The 14,844-nt window shown below is 57.1% G+C and carries 12 protein-coding genes, 1 tRNA gene and 1 pseudogene; 6 read left to right on the top strand and 8 right to left on the bottom strand.

Features of this window, described 5'->3' with window-relative positions; genetic code table 11:
• Positions 1–4 precede the first annotated feature (4 nt).
• The 4 genes from ABUA09_RS04355 to ABUA09_RS04340 all read right to left on the bottom strand — a co-directional run bounded on the left by ABUA09_RS04355 (position 5) and on the right by ABUA09_RS04340 (position 4,723).
• A complete protein-coding gene (locus ABUA09_RS04355) occupies positions 5–988 on the bottom strand; it encodes a DUF1385 domain-containing protein (protein ID WP_033118166.1) in 984 nt (327 codons plus the stop codon).
• A 96-nt stretch (positions 989–1,084) separates the two neighbouring features.
• Positions 1,085–2,494, bottom strand: a complete 1,410-nt coding sequence (locus ABUA09_RS04350) for a sensor histidine kinase (RefSeq protein WP_116722550.1) — start codon at positions 2,492–2,494, stop codon at positions 1,085–1,087.
• A 128-nt stretch (positions 2,495–2,622) separates the two neighbouring features.
• Positions 2,623–3,312: a response regulator transcription factor gene (locus ABUA09_RS04345; protein ID WP_033118168.1), complete on the bottom strand. Its 690-nt coding sequence runs from the start codon at positions 3,310–3,312 to the stop codon at positions 2,623–2,625.
• 19 nt (positions 3,313–3,331) lie between these two features.
• Complete coding sequence (locus ABUA09_RS04340; protein ID WP_033118169.1) at positions 3,332–4,723, bottom strand: hypothetical protein; 1,392 nt, start codon at positions 4,721–4,723, stop codon at positions 3,332–3,334.
• 156 nt (positions 4,724–4,879) lie between these two features.
• Between ABUA09_RS04340 and ABUA09_RS04335 the strand changes: the two genes are divergently transcribed.
• Positions 4,880–4,966, top strand: a tRNA-Leu gene (locus ABUA09_RS04335).
• A gap of 267 nt (positions 4,967–5,233) precedes the next feature.
• Here ABUA09_RS04335 and ABUA09_RS04330 read toward each other — a convergent pair.
• Positions 5,234–5,332 (bottom strand): annotated as a pseudogene (locus ABUA09_RS04330) (IS200/IS605 family transposase); the annotation flags it as partial.
• A 79-nt stretch (positions 5,333–5,411) separates the two neighbouring features.
• Between ABUA09_RS04330 and ABUA09_RS04325 the strand changes: the two are divergent.
• Together ABUA09_RS04325 and ABUA09_RS04320 are read left to right on the top strand one after the other, a co-directional pair.
• Positions 5,412–5,843 (top strand): acyl-CoA thioesterase, encoded by a 432-nt coding sequence (locus ABUA09_RS04325; protein WP_033118170.1) that lies wholly within the window; start codon positions 5,412–5,414, stop codon positions 5,841–5,843.
• 344 nt (positions 5,844–6,187) lie between these two features.
• Positions 6,188–7,609 carry an APC family permease gene (locus ABUA09_RS04320; protein ID WP_279202282.1) on the top strand — a complete coding sequence of 474 codons (1,422 nt, stop codon included), beginning with the start codon at positions 6,188–6,190 and terminating at the stop codon, positions 7,607–7,609.
• Positions 7,610–7,716: 107 nt separating this feature from the next.
• On the opposite strand, the gene ABUA09_RS04315 is transcribed toward ABUA09_RS04320, so the two are convergent.
• Complete coding sequence (locus ABUA09_RS04315; protein WP_227151964.1) at positions 7,717–8,523, bottom strand: MerR family transcriptional regulator; 807 nt, start codon at positions 8,521–8,523, stop codon at positions 7,717–7,719.
• A gap of 76 nt (positions 8,524–8,599) precedes the next feature.
• On the opposite strand from ABUA09_RS04315, the gene ABUA09_RS04310 reads away from it, so the two are divergent.
• On the top strand, positions 8,600–9,934 hold the full coding sequence (locus tag ABUA09_RS04310; RefSeq protein WP_227151963.1) for an MATE family efflux transporter: 1,335 nt from the start codon (positions 8,600–8,602) through the stop codon (positions 9,932–9,934).
• Between the two features lie 70 nt (positions 9,935–10,004).
• Here the strand turns inward: ABUA09_RS04310 and ABUA09_RS04305 are convergent, their stop codons facing one another.
• A complete protein-coding gene (locus tag ABUA09_RS04305; protein WP_279202279.1) occupies positions 10,005–11,186 on the bottom strand; it encodes a MalY/PatB family protein in 1,182 nt (393 codons plus the stop codon).
• A gap of 307 nt (positions 11,187–11,493) precedes the next feature.
• On the opposite strand from ABUA09_RS04305, the gene ABUA09_RS04300 reads away from it, so the two are divergent.
• Together ABUA09_RS04300 and ABUA09_RS04295 are read left to right on the top strand one after the other, a co-directional pair.
• Complete coding sequence (locus ABUA09_RS04300; protein ID WP_349949104.1) at positions 11,494–12,162, top strand: helix-turn-helix transcriptional regulator; 669 nt, start codon at positions 11,494–11,496, stop codon at positions 12,160–12,162.
• Between the two features lie 352 nt (positions 12,163–12,514).
• Positions 12,515–13,999 carry an aldehyde dehydrogenase family protein gene (locus ABUA09_RS04295; RefSeq protein ID WP_208318897.1) on the top strand — a complete coding sequence of 495 codons (1,485 nt, stop codon included), beginning with the start codon at positions 12,515–12,517 and terminating at the stop codon, positions 13,997–13,999.
• A 70-nt stretch (positions 14,000–14,069) separates the two neighbouring features.
• On the opposite strand, the gene ABUA09_RS04290 is transcribed toward ABUA09_RS04295, so the two are convergent.
• Positions 14,070–14,690 (bottom strand): thiamine diphosphokinase, encoded by a 621-nt coding sequence (locus tag ABUA09_RS04290; RefSeq protein ID WP_208318902.1) that lies wholly within the window; start codon positions 14,688–14,690, stop codon positions 14,070–14,072.
• Between the last annotated feature and the right edge of the window lie 154 nt (positions 14,691–14,844).

Genomic DNA, 14,844 nt, shown 5'->3' with positions numbered 1-14,844 from the left:
GAACTCACCACTGGTCCTTTCCCTTTTCCTTGGGGAGCACCTGCTTCAGCGCCTCGATGCCCACCTCGATCATGGAGTCGTCCGGCTCAAAGGTAGTCCAGCGCTGAATGGCCATGCCGGGCCGCCGAACGGCGCGGCAGAAGAGATTGTCGTGTCCTCCCACATAGCGGTTGAATTCCCAGGTAAGTCCCACCACCACGGGCAGGAGGGCAAGATGGACCAGCGTCCGCAGCCACGGGTTGGTGAATTGCCAAAAGGCAAAAACGACGCTGGAGAGGAGGATCGATACCACGATAACGACAAAGAGGAAACTGGTGCCGCACCGCGGGTGGTGTTTGGGCTGGATGCGCACGTTCTCCACCGTCAGCTCCAGCCCCTTTTCATAACAGAAGATCGTCTTGTGCTCCGCACCATGGTAAGAAAAGACCCGGCGGATGTCCTTCATCTTGGAGCACAGGATCAAGTACCCCAGAAAAATGACCACCCGCGTGGCCCCCTCCACCACGTTTCTGGCCCACAAGGGGACAGCCGGGAAAAAATACATGATCGCTCCGGAGAGCAGCGTCGGCAGCACAAAAAAGAGGCCGACAGAAAAGGCCATACCCAGGATGACCGCCAAGGTGGTGAAAAGGGACATCGCCTTTTCACTCCCCAGCTTTTTGTCCAGCCACTGCTCGAATCGGGAGGGTTCCTCCTCCCCCGCTTCATCCTCGGGGTAAAACTCCGCCGAGTACATCAGGGCGGTGACGCCGGTATACATGGAGGTACAGAAATTGACTACTCCGCGGATAAAGGGCCAGCCCAAGATGGGGTGTCGGTCCTTGATGAGCTTGCGCTCCTCGGTCTTGATTTCCAGTCCGCCGTCCGGACGGCGGACCACAATGGATTTTTTCTCGGGCCCCAGCATCATGATCCCCTCGATAAGGGCCTGCCCGCCGATCATGGTGCGGAAGGGCGTGGCGCAGGATTGCGGTTCTTTTTCAGGCATTCTGTTTGGTTCTCCTTCGCTATGTAGCGTTGTGTCCTTACTATATCAAATGCATTGGAAAAATGCAAGGTTTTTATCGAACTTACGTTCTATCCCTCAGCTGCCGATCGGCAGGCGGATGGTGACGATGCACCCGCCGCCCTCAGCGTTGCCAATATCCAGGCGACCGTTGTGCCGGGTGACGATCTCCTCGCACACCGCAAGGCCGATCCCGGACCCTCTGGCCTTGGAGCTGCCTTTGTAAAACTTGTATTTGACGTGGGGGAGCTCCTCCTCCGGGATACCGGGCCCATAGTCCCGGATGGTGATGACGGCGGCATCCCCCTCCCGGCGGATCGCCGTATCGATGCGCTTGCCGGAGCCACCGTGCTTGGCCGCGTTGTCCAGCAGATTGCAGAACACCTGGCGCATCCGCTCCGGGTCGCCCGGAATGGGGGGGAACTCCTCTTCACAGTCGGTGTGGGTGAGAGTAATGCCCTCCCGGCGGAAAAACTCCGTATATGTGTACACCGCGTCCTCCAGCTCCGCCTTGATGTCCATGGGTTCTACGGAGAGGGTGAAGCGCCCGTCCTCGATGCGTGAAAACTCCAGGAGCTCCTCCACCATGTTGGTGAGCCGCCGGGCCTCGGAGACAATGATGCCCATCCCCTTCTTCACATCGGAGGCGTCCCGTACCTCCCCGTTCATGATGGTCTCGGCCCAGCCGTTGATAGCGGTGAGAGGGGTGCGCAGCTCATGGGACACAGAGGAGATGAACTCCGACTTCATCTTCTCCGACTGCTTGATCTTCATGGACATATCGTTGACAGCGTCGATCAGATCGCCCACTTCGTCGTCATATTTTTTCTCCATCTGGATGCCATAAGATCCGGCGGCGATGCGCTTCGCGGTATCGGTGACCGCCGTGACCGGCTCTACGATGGAGCGCACGAAATAGAGGTTGGAAAAGTAGACCAGAAGTACGATAGTCGCGCCTACCGCCAGCGCCGCGGCCACGATCTTCACCACCTGGATGTCCGCGCGGCTCAGGGATGTAACCATGCGGATGACCCCTATCAGCGTACCGTTGCGGCTGACGATGGGCGCGGAGACCGACATGATCCGTTCTCCGGTGACCGGCGCGGTCCCCGACCAGGAGGATTGCTTTCTCTCCTCGATGGCGCCGGTCACATCCGGCGTATTGGGGTAGGAGCCGGAGATGGTCAGGTCGTTGGTGGACTCATAGATGCTGCCGCTGGGGTTGATGATCTGGAGCTCCAGGCGGTTTTTCTCCGTAAAATTCTGGACATAGTTGCTCGCGCTCTGATAGTACTCGCTCCGGGATTTGACGCTGCTGAAATAGGGCAGGGCCGACGTGATCCGCGAGTTGAGTCCAATGCTCATGGTGGAATAAAAGTAACTGGTAATGGCCGCCGAAAAGGCCGCCACGGCAAACAGGACGATAAGCAGGACGGCGGAAATACTGTTGAGCATCCAGCGCTTCCGAATCCCCTTCACTTTTGCCATGTATTCCACCTCCTCCTGGTTTTGCAGGGTCCCGCCTCTTCATCCGCCCGTGACAAATCCATTGCCTAACCGCCAGGTCTTACCCGGCAAACCATTATGTGCGCCTTCGCCTCACCCCGATGGGGCCGTCAGAATCCCCACTTGTACCCGTATCCCCACACTGTGGTGATATAGCTTGGGTTCGTGGGATCGTCCTCGATCTTGATGCGCAGGCGACGGATATTCACATCCACGATCTTCAGTTCGCCGAAGTAGTCTCGCCCCCACACCGCGTCCAGGATCTCTTCACGGGAGAGGGCCTTGCCCGGGTTGTCCATGAAAAGCTTCATGATAGAATACTCTACCTGGGTCAGCTTGACCCGTGCCCCATTTTTCTCCAGGGTACGGTTGCGGGTATTCAGCAGGAAGGGCGGCTGGCTGATCTCTCCGGCATCCATTTCTACGTCGCCTCCCGTGCGGCGATAAAGGGCGTCTACCCGGGCGGTGAGCTCCGCCGGAGAGAAGGGCTTGGTCACATAGTCATCCGCCCCTGTCATCAGTCCGGTGACCTTGTCCATCTCCTGGGTACGGGCAGTGAGCATGATGATTCCGATTTTCGAATCGCTGGCCCGGATGCGGCGGCAGACCTCGAAGCCGTCCATATCATCGGGCAGCATGATATCCAAAAGGGCCACCTTGATGTCCGGATTCCGGCGCAGCTGGGCCAGCGCCTCCTCGCCGGTGGCGGCCTCAATGGCCTCATATCCCGCCCGCTTCAGGTTGATGACCACAAAGCTGCGGATATTGGCCTCGTCTTCCAGTACCAATACTTTTTTCAAGTGGGACACTCCTTTCCGTTCAGGATGCTGAGGTGAGGTCCGGCTGGATCAGGTGGAAGAGCTCTGTCAAGGACTCCTCTGTGAGCCCACATTCCCAGCCGCTGCCGTCAATGAACTCCGCAGCATAAATGGCGTCGTCCTGAGACAGCAGAATGAAGCGGTTCCCCGCATGAGCCCTGGCCGTCTGGTTGGGGCCCGTAAGCTTGTAGATCGCCAGGAAGGGCTGCGGCTCCTGATTCTCCACCGCAGGATAGGGATAGAACAGTACGCCCCGTTCTCCGCTGCCCGAGTTGTCCTGTCGGGCCAGGGCGATCTTGCCCTGCCAGCTGTCTGGCAGCGTCAGATACCACCCATCCTCCCCGTTATAATAGGTTATCATCGCCACCGAAGCCGCCCCGGAGAGATCGTACTGCATCCACTGGACCGAGTAGAAATTCTCGGCGCTTCCCGTCGGTCTCAGTTCCGGGAAGGCAATGGGCCGCGGGACCTCCAGATAGCCGTCCGCATTGATATCCTGGATGGAAATGCTGTTGCTCAGCCGGAAGGTCCCATCACTCATCCCGGTGTTGGAATTGAGGGTGATGTTGACCAGATCCGACTCCCGCCAAGCAAAAATATCCGTAATGACGCCGGTGGTCAGCGACGAGGTCACAAACAGAGCGGGTTCTGCAATCTCTCCATTTCGGAGGTATCCAGGCTGGGGCTTGGTGTTGCTGACCAATCCGGTAATGGCGTCCGACATAGGCGCGCTGCTGCGCAGTACCATCTGCCCCTCCCGGTAGTCGTAATAGTCGGCCTGACAGATGCCCTCTACCGTGTTCAGGTTCAAAACCACGATCTCCTGCTGGTTGTCCTTGTCCATGTCCATCAGGGTATATTCCGTATAGGAGACGGCGGGGAGGACCACATTCGCCTCTCCACCGCTCACCGAGTAAGCCATCAGGCGGTACATCTGGTCGCTCAGCCGCCAACTCACCACCAGCTCTCTGTCGGTCTCCCCGTTCGGGCCTGTGTGCCCGTCCAGGTCCACATAGGAAATAGAGTTGATGGCAGTGCCCTCCCCTTCTATGATGGTTTGGACCGCATATTGGCCTTCCTCGGTCTGGTGATAAATGTAGATCTTCAGCGGGGGAGAGTTGTCGACCGCCGTGGTCCGGAAAAAAGCCACCGCCTCCTGTACGCCGTCACCGTCCAGGTCCATAAGCTGGACCGGCTGGGTATAGCTTCCCGTAAGGGGGCCCGCATACTCCGCATTGGCGTTGCGCACCTTGTCGATCTCCATCTGCAGGTTGGTATAATCCTCCGCTGCCTTGGGCACCGTGTACAGGTCCTCCGGCGAGTTGAACGAGCATCCGCCCAGCAATACCAGGACCGCCGTCAGCAGCAGCGGCCTCCATCCGTTTTTCCACATATCGGCAGCCCTCCCTTCGACGCAAATGAATCCTTTTTGTATCATACCATAAATCCCTCTCTTTGGGTATGGGAATTTCGGAATTTTGTCTCCACAAATCGAAAATAGATACTTGCTTCCTGCCGCCGCTTTGTGTATAATAAATGAGCATGATTTGCCGGTATGATGGAATTGGTAGACGTGACGGACTCAAAATCCGTTGGTGGCGACATCGTGTCGGTTCGAGTCCGACTACCGGCACCAAAAATCCGAACCTATCTCCAATCGGTGATAGGTTCGGATTATTTGCTTTCTTTTACCGCTACGTAAGCATCTACTTCCGCAACGAAGTAAGTGCAAGCCAACCTCCAAGTCGAGATGCTCCGGCCAAGTCAGAGGCTAGAGCGATCCCTGAAAGGTCTGCTGGCTACATTTCTTTCCCGGGCTATCCTTTAAGAGGTTTCATCGTTCTCTAGAGATCCGTAAATGAGTCAACAATTTCTTTCATCCCATCTTACTCTGTTAGTTGCTCTGCCTCAACTGGTTTCGTATGTATTCCGCTATCTGATTTTTATTCCGCCCTGCCATGTCTACGCAATAGCCTCTAGCCCCAAAGTGGCGGTTAGCATATTAGCAATAGGGATACTTTATTGTTTTGCGGCGGCTGTCTCATTACTGCTATCTCTATTAAAAATAGGAGGGCTCTTCTATGAAAAAATACTATGCCACACACCTAGTCAAAAGTGAAGATCTCAATCACCACGGCACGCTGTTTGCCGCGCGGACGGCCTCTTGGTTCGTCGAGTCGGCCTTTATCGCCGCCGCCTGCGAGCATGGCGACCCCAGCGAAATCGTCTGCCGCAATATCCACGGTATGTCTTTCCGCACACCGGTACGCAACGGCTCCGTGGTCCGTTTTACCAGCCGCGTCGTCCACACCGGCTCCACCAGCCTGATGGTCCATGTAGAGGTCTCGGATGAACTCACCGGGCAGTTGGCCGTGGACGGCTACCTGACCTTTGTCACCGTTTATAAAGAGACCGGTGAAAAGCATCCCCATGGTATCGTACTGGATGAGCCGGAGGATGCGCATGAGGTTGCCGAGCGGGAGGGCGCGCAGCGGCTGCGTGCGGGCCTCTAAAACCACGGGAGCATTTCTCCGTCAGATCGCTCGGGGCGTTGGAGATACCGTCGATCTGCAAGGAGGCTCCGCCCACCGGCGCCCCCAAAAGATTTCATGTTCTCGTAACAGTTTTAAAGCGCTTCTTTAACATCTATGGGGTACTATAAGACTTGCAAGAGACAGATTCTTTCATTTCATTGTATCCTCTTTCCTTTCAGAGCGGGCCGGACGTCAGGAGCAGGCGTCCGGCCCGCTCTGTTTTTCACCGGAAGCCACCGCTCGACTTTTTCATCTCTCTATGATATACTAAACGGGCAAGAGACCGCTGCGGCGGTCTTTTCCGTGCAAAGGATGTGTATTCCATGGCCCATTTCCCCGAGAAACAATCCATCAGCTTTTTCGGCCTGGTCGCTATGGGGATCGGCTGTATGCTGGGGACCTCCTGGTTGCTGCTCACGGGCACTTGGCTGGAAACCGCCGGCGGCCCCCTCAATCTGATCGTGGCCTTTGCGCTGTGTATCATCATAGAGCTGCCCTTCGCCTTTGCCTATATGGAGGCCATCCCCATGCTGCCCCTGGCAGGAGGCGAGGTGGTCTACTCCGCCGCCGCTTTCGGGAGCCGGGGCGGCTTCGTGGTCGGTTGGGCCGGCGTTCTGATGAACGCGATCGTCTTTTGCTGGGTGGATCTGGCCGCGATCTCCCTGCTGGACGAACTCTTTCCCGCATTGGGCCGGACTTGTTTTTTGTATGCGGTCGGCGGATACAGCGTCACCTTGCCCAATGTGGTCGTACAGCTTGTGCTGGCCGGTGCCATCCTCTACATTCAGTATAGGGGCGCCAGCGTGTGCGCCGCTTTGGCCAAAATCGCCACCGTCACCTTGCTGGTGATGTGCATTGCCGGGCTGGCCGCCGCTTTCGTTCACTTCGATCCCGCCATCTACGCCTCGGACGGCGGGCTGGACTTTGATCTCAGTGGTTCCCTGTCCCTTCTTTCCCTGCTGGTGTTCTCCGTGGCCGGCTGGGAGACGGTGGCTAAGGCAGCTGCCGACGCCACGGGAAAAGCGGCCCGAAAAGCAGGCTGGGCCCTCATCGTCTGTCTTTTCCTGGTCACCTCCATGCTGTGTCTGGTATCCACAGCCGTAGCGGGCAACCTGCCCTGGCGGGAAGCCATTGGGCGGACCGCCCCCTTTGCCGACGTGTTGGTCGACATCACCGGCGTCCCGGCCGTGCGGCTACTCTTCTTAGTCACCGCTTTCGTGGGCGCCGTAGGCGTAATGAACTCCACCCTCTATTCTGCCGCCAGGATGATGTACGGCCTGGCCCAGTTCGACTTGGTGTCCCGCTGGTTCGACCGGCTCCACCCGAAATACGGCACACCCACCCGGTGCATCTGGTTCACCGCCTCCTTCGTGCTGCTGGCCCCTTTTACCGGGAAGCTTTTCTTCCTTCCCCTCATCAATATTGCCTCCTTGGCCACCATCGTCATGTGGGTCATGACTCTCGCCGCGGTGCTGTGGCTGCGGAAAAAGTATCCCGACCTCCACCGCCCGGTTTATATGCCGGGCGGACGGCCCATGGCGGCCTTTGGTATCGCCGCCTCTTTGTTTCTCTGCGCAAACATTCTCCTCCCCTTCTTCCCCGGGGCGCTTGGCACATTGGAATATGGGGTGGCCGCTGCGCTGGCTGTGGTGGGCGCTCTGCTCTACCACCACAGGGACCGCATGGTCACAGACGCGCTCCGGGCGTCAAGCATGTTCGGCGGTCTTCTCACAAGAAAGCCTTAGTCGGCCGCACCCGCACAAACACGCCGGGTTCCCCTAGAAAATCCTTTCTCCCCACGATCGTTTTACCGCCCCGAAACGCCGGACGCAGATTCTGCGTCCGGCGTTTCTTATGCGCGCGCCACTCTGACCTGGAGCTCCGTCACATACTCCTCCTCCCGGTTGGTATCGTGGGCGTCGATGTGGTAGAGCTCCAGAGGCGGGCCGTCCGGAGTCAGCCCCTGGGCCTCCAGACCGGCCCGCAGTGCTCTCCAGTGTTCCTCCAGCCGATCATAGGCCCCGCGGTAGAAGAGACTGGCATACTCTCCCCCAGGAAGCGCCGCGTCGTGGGGACGCTCCTGCTCTGTGAGGAAAAACACGCAGGAGAAGTGGTTGTATACGCCCTTCTTCAGGCTCTCACCGTCCAGGATCGCGCCCATAGTCTGCTTTCCAATGATCTTGATGGAGTCCTGGTGGCGCTTCTCCAGCTTCTTGAGCAAAAAGTCGATCTCCCGCTCCAGGATCACGTCTTCCCGCAGGAAAACATAGGGCCGCGCCCCTATGGTTCTGCTTGTCACCCGCCCCGTCGCCGCCCCGCCATACCGCAGCAGGCGGCTCCGGCGCTCCGACGCCTCCGCCCTGGCCGCCTCCAGTTCGGCCATTTTCCGGCGGAGCAGCGCCTCCTCCTCATCCAGAAAATCCAGGGTCACCTCCACCGTGCGCCGTTCCAGGTAGGCTCCGATCTCCTCCACCGGCACCCCCAGCTCCCGCTGGGCCCGGATGATATTCAGAGTGCAGATGTCCTGGATGGTATACATTCGGTAGCCGTTCTCCCCCCGCTCCGGGTGGAGCAGCCCTTTTTCCTCGTAGTACCGCAGGGTATCCGGATGCAGACCGAAGAGCTTGGCGATCTCATGGATTTTATAGAGGTCTTTCATTTTTCTTCCTCCCGGGTATTGACTTTCGGATAATACGAGGGTTTATAGTTGTGATGAGAGAAAAGGAGGTTTTACTTTGGACCTGCTCAAGAGGTTTTTCAAGTTCGTCATCCCATCCATCGTCTCCATGTGGATCTTCTCCCTTTACACCATGGTGGACGGCATCTTCGTGGCCTGGGGGGTGGGAGAACACGCCCTGACGGCCGTGAATCTGTCCATGCCCTTTACCTCGCTGGTCTTTATGGTGGGGATCCTGCTGGCCACCGGTACTTCCACGGTCATCTCCATCGCGCTGGGCCAGGGGGATCTGGACCGCGCCCGGAATTATTTCAATCAGAATCTGTTCGTCACCGGCATTGCCAGCCTGCTGCTGGGTGCCCTGGTCCTCCTCAACCTGGAGCGGGTGGCCCTGTTCCTGGGTGCCACCCCGGACACCCTGGTGTATGTAAAAGAGTATGTAGGCACCATCGCCGCCTTTGCCATCTTCTTTACCATATCCTATAACCTGGAGGTCCAGGTCAAGGCCAACGGCGCCCCCCACATCAGCACCATCGGTGTGATCTCCTGCGCCCTCATGAATATGGTGCTGGACGCCGTTTTTGTACTGGTCTTTCATTGGGGCGTGTGGGGGGCCGCCTTTGCCACGGGTCTCGCCCAGGTCACGTCCACCTGTGTCTTTTTCGGCTACTTTCTCACCCACCGGGAGCGGCTGCGGGTGGGGAGGTTCAAGCTGGATCTTGCCGCTTATCGCCGCATTCTGCCCCTGGGCCTGTCCGAGGGCCTCAACGAGCTCTCCAACGGTCTGGTCATCTTTCTTTTTAACCACACCATTCTCCGGGTCATCGGCGAGGGCGCGCTGGCATCCTACACCATCATCAGCTACGTCAATACCCTGGTCCTCATGACCATGACAGGCACCGCCCAGGGCATGCAGCCACTGGTCAGCTTCCATTTGGGGGCAGGGGAACGGAAAAACTGCCATAGACTGTTGAAATACGGCGTATCCCTGATCGCCGCATTTTCCGTCGTCTCCTTCGCGCTGGGAGAATTAGGGGCTCCCGCCATCGTCTCCGCCTTCCTCCCCACCGACAGCGCCGTTTTCTCCTACTCCATTTCAGCCCTTCGGATGTATTCCTCCTCTTTCCTGGTACTGGGCTTTAATGTCATCTTTGCCGCCTTCTTCACCGCTGTGGAGCGGCCTGTTTTCGCCTTTTCCATCTCCTTTGGCAGGAGTCTGGTATTGCTGGTGGCCTCCCTGTTAATCCTCTCTTCTCTGTTTGGCGACAAAGGCATCTGGTTTTCCACACTCTGCTCCGAGCTTCTCTGTCTGTGCCTCACCGCGTTCTGCGCCTGGCGTTACTTCCGCAGCCACCGGCATGAGAACCCGCTTCCGGCGGCGGAACAAGTCTGAGGCTATCATACCTCAATTTCATGCTTCTCCGCAAGGGAAAAGGCGGTCTGCTGTGGCAGACCGCCTTCTTTTATCCTCGTCTTGCTTTGACTGCCCGCTCTATACGCCTGAGCGCCTCGTCCAGAATGCAGCGGGGACAGGCCAGGTTGATCCGCACAAAACACTCCCCCGCCTCACCGAATTCATAACCTGCGCAGAAGGCCACGCCCGCCTTCTGGACCATGAAATGTTCCAGTTCCTTTCCCCGCAGACCCAGCGCGCCACAGTCCAGCCACGCCAGATAAGTCCCTTCCGATGGAATCATGCGGATCTCCGGAATGCGTTCCCGCAGAATCCGCTCCAGATGCCGCTTGTTCTCCGAGACATAGTCAATGGCCGCATCCAACCACTCCTCTCCGTCGTTATAGGCGGCAATGAGGGCCTCTATACCGAAGATATTGTCCAACCGGGTCTGGGCGGCCAGCATTTCGCTGTTGAACCGTTCCCGCAGCCCCCCGTCTTCCAGGACTACCGTAGCCATGCCCAGCCCTCCCAGATTGAAGCCCTTGTTCGCGGAATAACAGATCATGGATCTTTTTAGCACGTCCTCCCCCAGAGTACCAAAGGTCACATGGGGATGTTCCTTCGGGACAAAATCACAGTGGATCTCGTCCACCATCATAAAAATGTCATGGCGCAGGCAGATATCGGCCAGTGTCCGCAGTTCCTCCCGGGTCCAGACCCGTCCAGTGGGATTGTGAGGGCTGGATAGGAGCAGGGCCTTTACACCGTTTGCCGCCTTGGTCTCCAGATCCGCAAAGTCGAAGGTGAACCGCCCCTCTCTCCAGACCAGCGGGGTCTCCACCAACGTCCGCCCGCTCTTCTGTACCATGTCAAAGAGAGGGTCGTAGTTGGGCATCGGGATCATCACCTTGTCTCCCGGTTCTGTGATGAGCCGCAGAAGCACATACATCGCATAGATGACGCCCGGAGGCGCGAAGGCCAGATGCTCCTGCTTCACCTCAAACCCATGGCGGCGCTTGAGCCAGCCCATCACCGCGTCGTAATAGGGCTGCTGGCGGATCCCATAGCCGTAGATGGGATGCTCCGCCCGGCGCTTCACCGCGTCCACCACCGCAGGGGCACAGGGAAAATCCATATCCGCCACCCACATGGGGATCACATCATCCCGGCCATAATATGTGCCGTTGGCATCCCACTTAAAGGAGGCTGTCCCCCGACGGTCGATCCATGTATCAAAATCAAATTTCATTCCGCCCCACCTACCCATACCACAACGATCCAAAGAGTTATGGCGGCCGCTGTCGATGCCCGCGCCCGCCGTTGTCCGGCCAATTTCTGCACATAGAAGCGCCGCTCCTGCCTCCGTTTCTCTCGGATGGCCCCCTCTTGGCGCGGCTATAGCTTGACCATTCAAATAATTTTATTTCATATTGATTATAATTTATTATCATATATTTTGTCAAGAGTAAAATTTTTTATCCTCCAGGATTGAATTTTTTCTCTTTCTGCGCTAAAATGATACTGCTACGCGGCAAATGGCAGAAAGTAGGGATACTATGAGCAACCGCGCACAACTGGAGCGCTACATTCCCATGGTCACTTTTATCAGCGAAATTTGCGGTAAAAACTACGAAGTCATTCTCCACGATGTCTCTGATCCGGAGAATTCCGTGATCTCAATCTTTAACGGCCACTTAAGCGGGCGCAAGGTGGGGGACCCCATGACGGAGCTGGCCCGTAATCTGGTCCGGGATCAAATTTATGAAACACAGGATTTTATCGCAAATTACGAGGGCCGTACCCGCAACGGAAAGCAGTTTGTCTCCTCGACGTACTTTATCAAGGAGCACGGAACGCTGATCGGCCTGATTTGCATCAACCACGATGTCTCTGATTTTTTTGCGATCTCTCAGCATCTTCACGGCCTGATGCGGGCCTTTTCCCTGCCCGGTGAAGACAGCCGGAACAGCTACACGGAAGATCTGGACGACTCCATTCCGGGCCTTTCCACCACTCTTATCCATAACACTGTGCTCAACTTCGGGGTGCCGCCATCCCGGATGACGCCTCAGGAAAAGGAGCAAGTCATCCAAGCCTTAGAGCACCAGGGGGTATTCTCTACCAAAGGTTCCGTCGGTCAGGCCGCCAAAGAGCTGAATATCTCAGAACCCACAGTCTATCGCTATCTCCGCCGTATCCGCACCTGGGGCGACTCCGACGTGTGATCTTCTCCAGCCTCGCTGTTTTCAGGGAGGCCGTTTTCCTTTGCAAAAAAGATCGCCTGTCCTTACGTAAGGACAGGCGATCTTTTTTGTTCTACGCGCCATCTCATTTTTATTTTGTTCTATTGTTCAGAACAGATTATTTATTTTGTTCTATTATTACATTTTCCATTTTTCTCTTATAAAATGAATATAAATGTAATATAATTAATTTATACAGAATTTTTCTTTATTTTCTGCATTTTATCACTTAACTTTTTTGTGCAAAGTGCTATGGTTTTATTTGGGAAATACTCGTATGGGAGCGGCAGGTCACCTACTGTTCCATCCCGCTTTTTTGAAAGGAGCGTATACCATGGGAAAAATAACACAGGACCACTTTGATCTCTATATCAGCGGAAAGTGGGTCCCCGCCAAGGACGGGGCCACGTTTCAGACCCGCTGTCCCGCCAACGGGGAGCTTCTGGCCGACTGCGCACAAGCCACTCGTGAGGATGTGGATGAGGCCGTGAGCGCAGCTTGGGATGCCTTTCAATCCTGGCGCAACGTCACGACCAACGAGCGCGCCGCTATTTTGAACCGAATCGCCGACGTCATCGAGGCCAACGCGGAGCATCTGGCTATGGTAGAGTCCATGGACAACGGCAAGCCCATCCGTGAGACCATGGCCATCGATATTCCTTATTCTGCCCGCCATTTCCGCTATTTTGCAGGCTGTATCATGGCGGAGGAGGGCTCGGCCAACATTCTCGATGGCAACACCCTTTCTCTAATTCTCCGGGAACCCATCGGCGTTGTTGGGCAGATCGTCCCCTGGAACTTTCCCTTCCTTATGGCCGCCTGGAAACTGGCGCCCGTGCTGGCCGCCGGCTGCTGTACTGTGTTCAAGCCCTCCAGCGATACTCCGCTCTCTGTCCTGGAGTTGGCCAGACTTACACAGGATGTGATTCCGACCGGTGTCTTCAATGTCATCACCGGGTCCGGCTCCAAGGCCGGGCAGTACATCCTGGACCACCCCGGTTTCCGTAAGCTGGCCTTTACCGGCTCCACCGAAGTGGGGGGCTGTGTGGCCTGCGCGGCTGCGGAGCGGTTGATCCCCTCTACCCTGGAGCTGGGCGGCAAGTCGGCTAACATCTACTTTGACGACTGTAAATGGGATATGGCCATGGACGGCGTGCAGTTGGGCATTCTCTTCAACCAGGGGCAGGTCTGCTGCGCCGGTTCCCGTGTCTTTGTACAGGACACCATCTATGATCAATTTGTCGAGGAGGCCGCCCGCCGCTTCAACGCCGTAAAGGTGGGAATGCCTTGGGAGCCGGACACCCAAATGGGCGCTCAGATTAACGAGCATCAGGTGAAAAAGATTCTGGAGTACATCGAGATCGCCAAGCAGGAGGGCGCCAGGGTCGCCTGCGGAGGCGAGCGCGCTACCGAAGGCGACCTGGCCAAAGGCTGCTTTATGAAGCCCACCCTGTTGGTGGACGTAGACAACCATATGCGGGTCGCCCAGGAGGAAATTTTCGGACCTGTGGCCTGTGTCATCAAGTTCCACGACGAGGATGAGGTCATCGCCATGGCCAACGACAGCGCCTACGGTCTGGGCGGTGCCGTCTGGACCCGGGACATCAACCGTGCCATCCGCGTGTCCCGGCACATAGAGACCGGACGCATGTGGGTCAACACCTACAACGCGATCCCCGAGGGCGCCCCCTTCGGCGGCTATAAGTCCTCCGGCATCGGCCGTGAGACCCACAAGGTCATTCTGGAACATTATACGCAGATGAAAAATATTATGATCAATCTCTCTGAATCTCCCTCCGGGTTCTATCCCGAGAAGTGAGGTATCCCCTTTCAAAGCGGAGCGCGGAGACCGATATCGGTCTCCGCGCTCCGCTTTGCTCTCCCCTGCCCTATTTCCAATAGTATACCACCAACAGCGTCCCACGCTCTACTGACACGCTGCCCGCAACTCCCGTGAACTCATTGCTTACGCCCAAGGGGAAATCACAGGTAAGCGCCGCGCCCTCCAGCGGATATTTGAGCCCCCGCAGCCAGACCCCCTCCGCTCTGTCCCCCATGCAAAATACAGAGAGGAGTCCCCGATGCTCGGGACCGAAGCTCCACATCCCATTGGTGACCGCCCTGGCAGTCCACCCATCTCCGATGAGGGCGCCCTGACAGCCCCTTCGGGACAGCCAGACCAGGGATTGGAGATTTGCCAGCGTATGGTCCACCCGCCCTCCGGTCCCGCCATAGAGGCAAAAGGAGCGGAACCCCCGCTCCCGTCCCAATCGGATGGCCGCCATCATATCGGTATCGTCCTTTTCCACGGGCAGGTCCACCACATTCGGATGATCCGGCCGAAAGCCTATGGAATCAAAGTCCCCCACTACCAAATCCATAGTGACGCCCCGCTCCAGCAAGATCTGATATCCGCCGTCCGCCGCAATGACAAAGTCTCCCCGTTCAGGCGCAAAGCCCTCCTCATAGAACGTTCCCGCGCCCACAATATAACAGATCGGTCCCTCCATATGGCGTATCCTCCCGCTCGTTTTCCTCTATCTTGCCGCAAATCTCTGAAAAAAGCAATACCGGCCCGACTTTTTGCAGAGGCCGAACCCACCGCAGGAGCGGACCGCTTTCCCTTTCAGGCGGAATCTCGCCAAGCAGAACCGCCTCCGGGTC

Origin of the sequence: Intestinimonas sp. RTP31139st1_F5_RTP31139_211217, from assembly GCF_040226735.1 — a bacterium.
GTDB lineage: Bacteria > Bacillota > Clostridia > Oscillospirales > Oscillospiraceae > Intestinimonas > Intestinimonas butyriciproducens.
The sequence above is the reverse complement of the archived record's forward strand: the minus strand, read 5'-3'. Positions and strand labels throughout refer to the sequence as shown.

What these genes read in the sequence shown, in the direction of transcription:
- ABUA09_RS04305 (WP_279202279.1), bottom strand. Translation starts at nt 11,186, where the DNA reads ATGAAATTTGATTTTGATACATGGATCGACCGTCGGGGGACAGCCTCC.
- ABUA09_RS04315 (WP_227151964.1), bottom strand. Translation starts at nt 8,523, where the DNA reads ATGAAAGACCTCTATAAAATCCATGAGATCGCCAAGCTCTTCGGTCTG.
- ABUA09_RS04300 (WP_349949104.1), top strand. Translation starts at nt 11,494, where the DNA reads ATGAGCAACCGCGCACAACTGGAGCGCTACATTCCCATGGTCACTTTT.
- ABUA09_RS04350 (WP_116722550.1), bottom strand. Translation starts at nt 2,494, where the DNA reads ATGGCAAAAGTGAAGGGGATTCGGAAGCGCTGGATGCTCAACAGTATT.
- ABUA09_RS04355 (WP_033118166.1), bottom strand. Translation starts at nt 988, where the DNA reads ATGCCTGAAAAAGAACCGCAATCCTGCGCCACGCCCTTCCGCACCATG.
- ABUA09_RS04290 (WP_208318902.1), bottom strand. Translation starts at nt 14,690, where the DNA reads ATGGAGGGACCGATCTGTTATATTGTGGGCGCGGGAACGTTCTATGAG.
- ABUA09_RS04295 (WP_208318897.1), top strand. Translation starts at nt 12,515, where the DNA reads ATGGGAAAAATAACACAGGACCACTTTGATCTCTATATCAGCGGAAAG.
- ABUA09_RS04325 (WP_033118170.1), top strand. Translation starts at nt 5,412, where the DNA reads ATGAAAAAATACTATGCCACACACCTAGTCAAAAGTGAAGATCTCAAT.
- ABUA09_RS04340 (WP_033118169.1), bottom strand. Translation starts at nt 4,723, where the DNA reads ATGTGGAAAAACGGATGGAGGCCGCTGCTGCTGACGGCGGTCCTGGTA.
- ABUA09_RS04320 (WP_279202282.1), top strand. Translation starts at nt 6,188, where the DNA reads ATGGCCCATTTCCCCGAGAAACAATCCATCAGCTTTTTCGGCCTGGTC.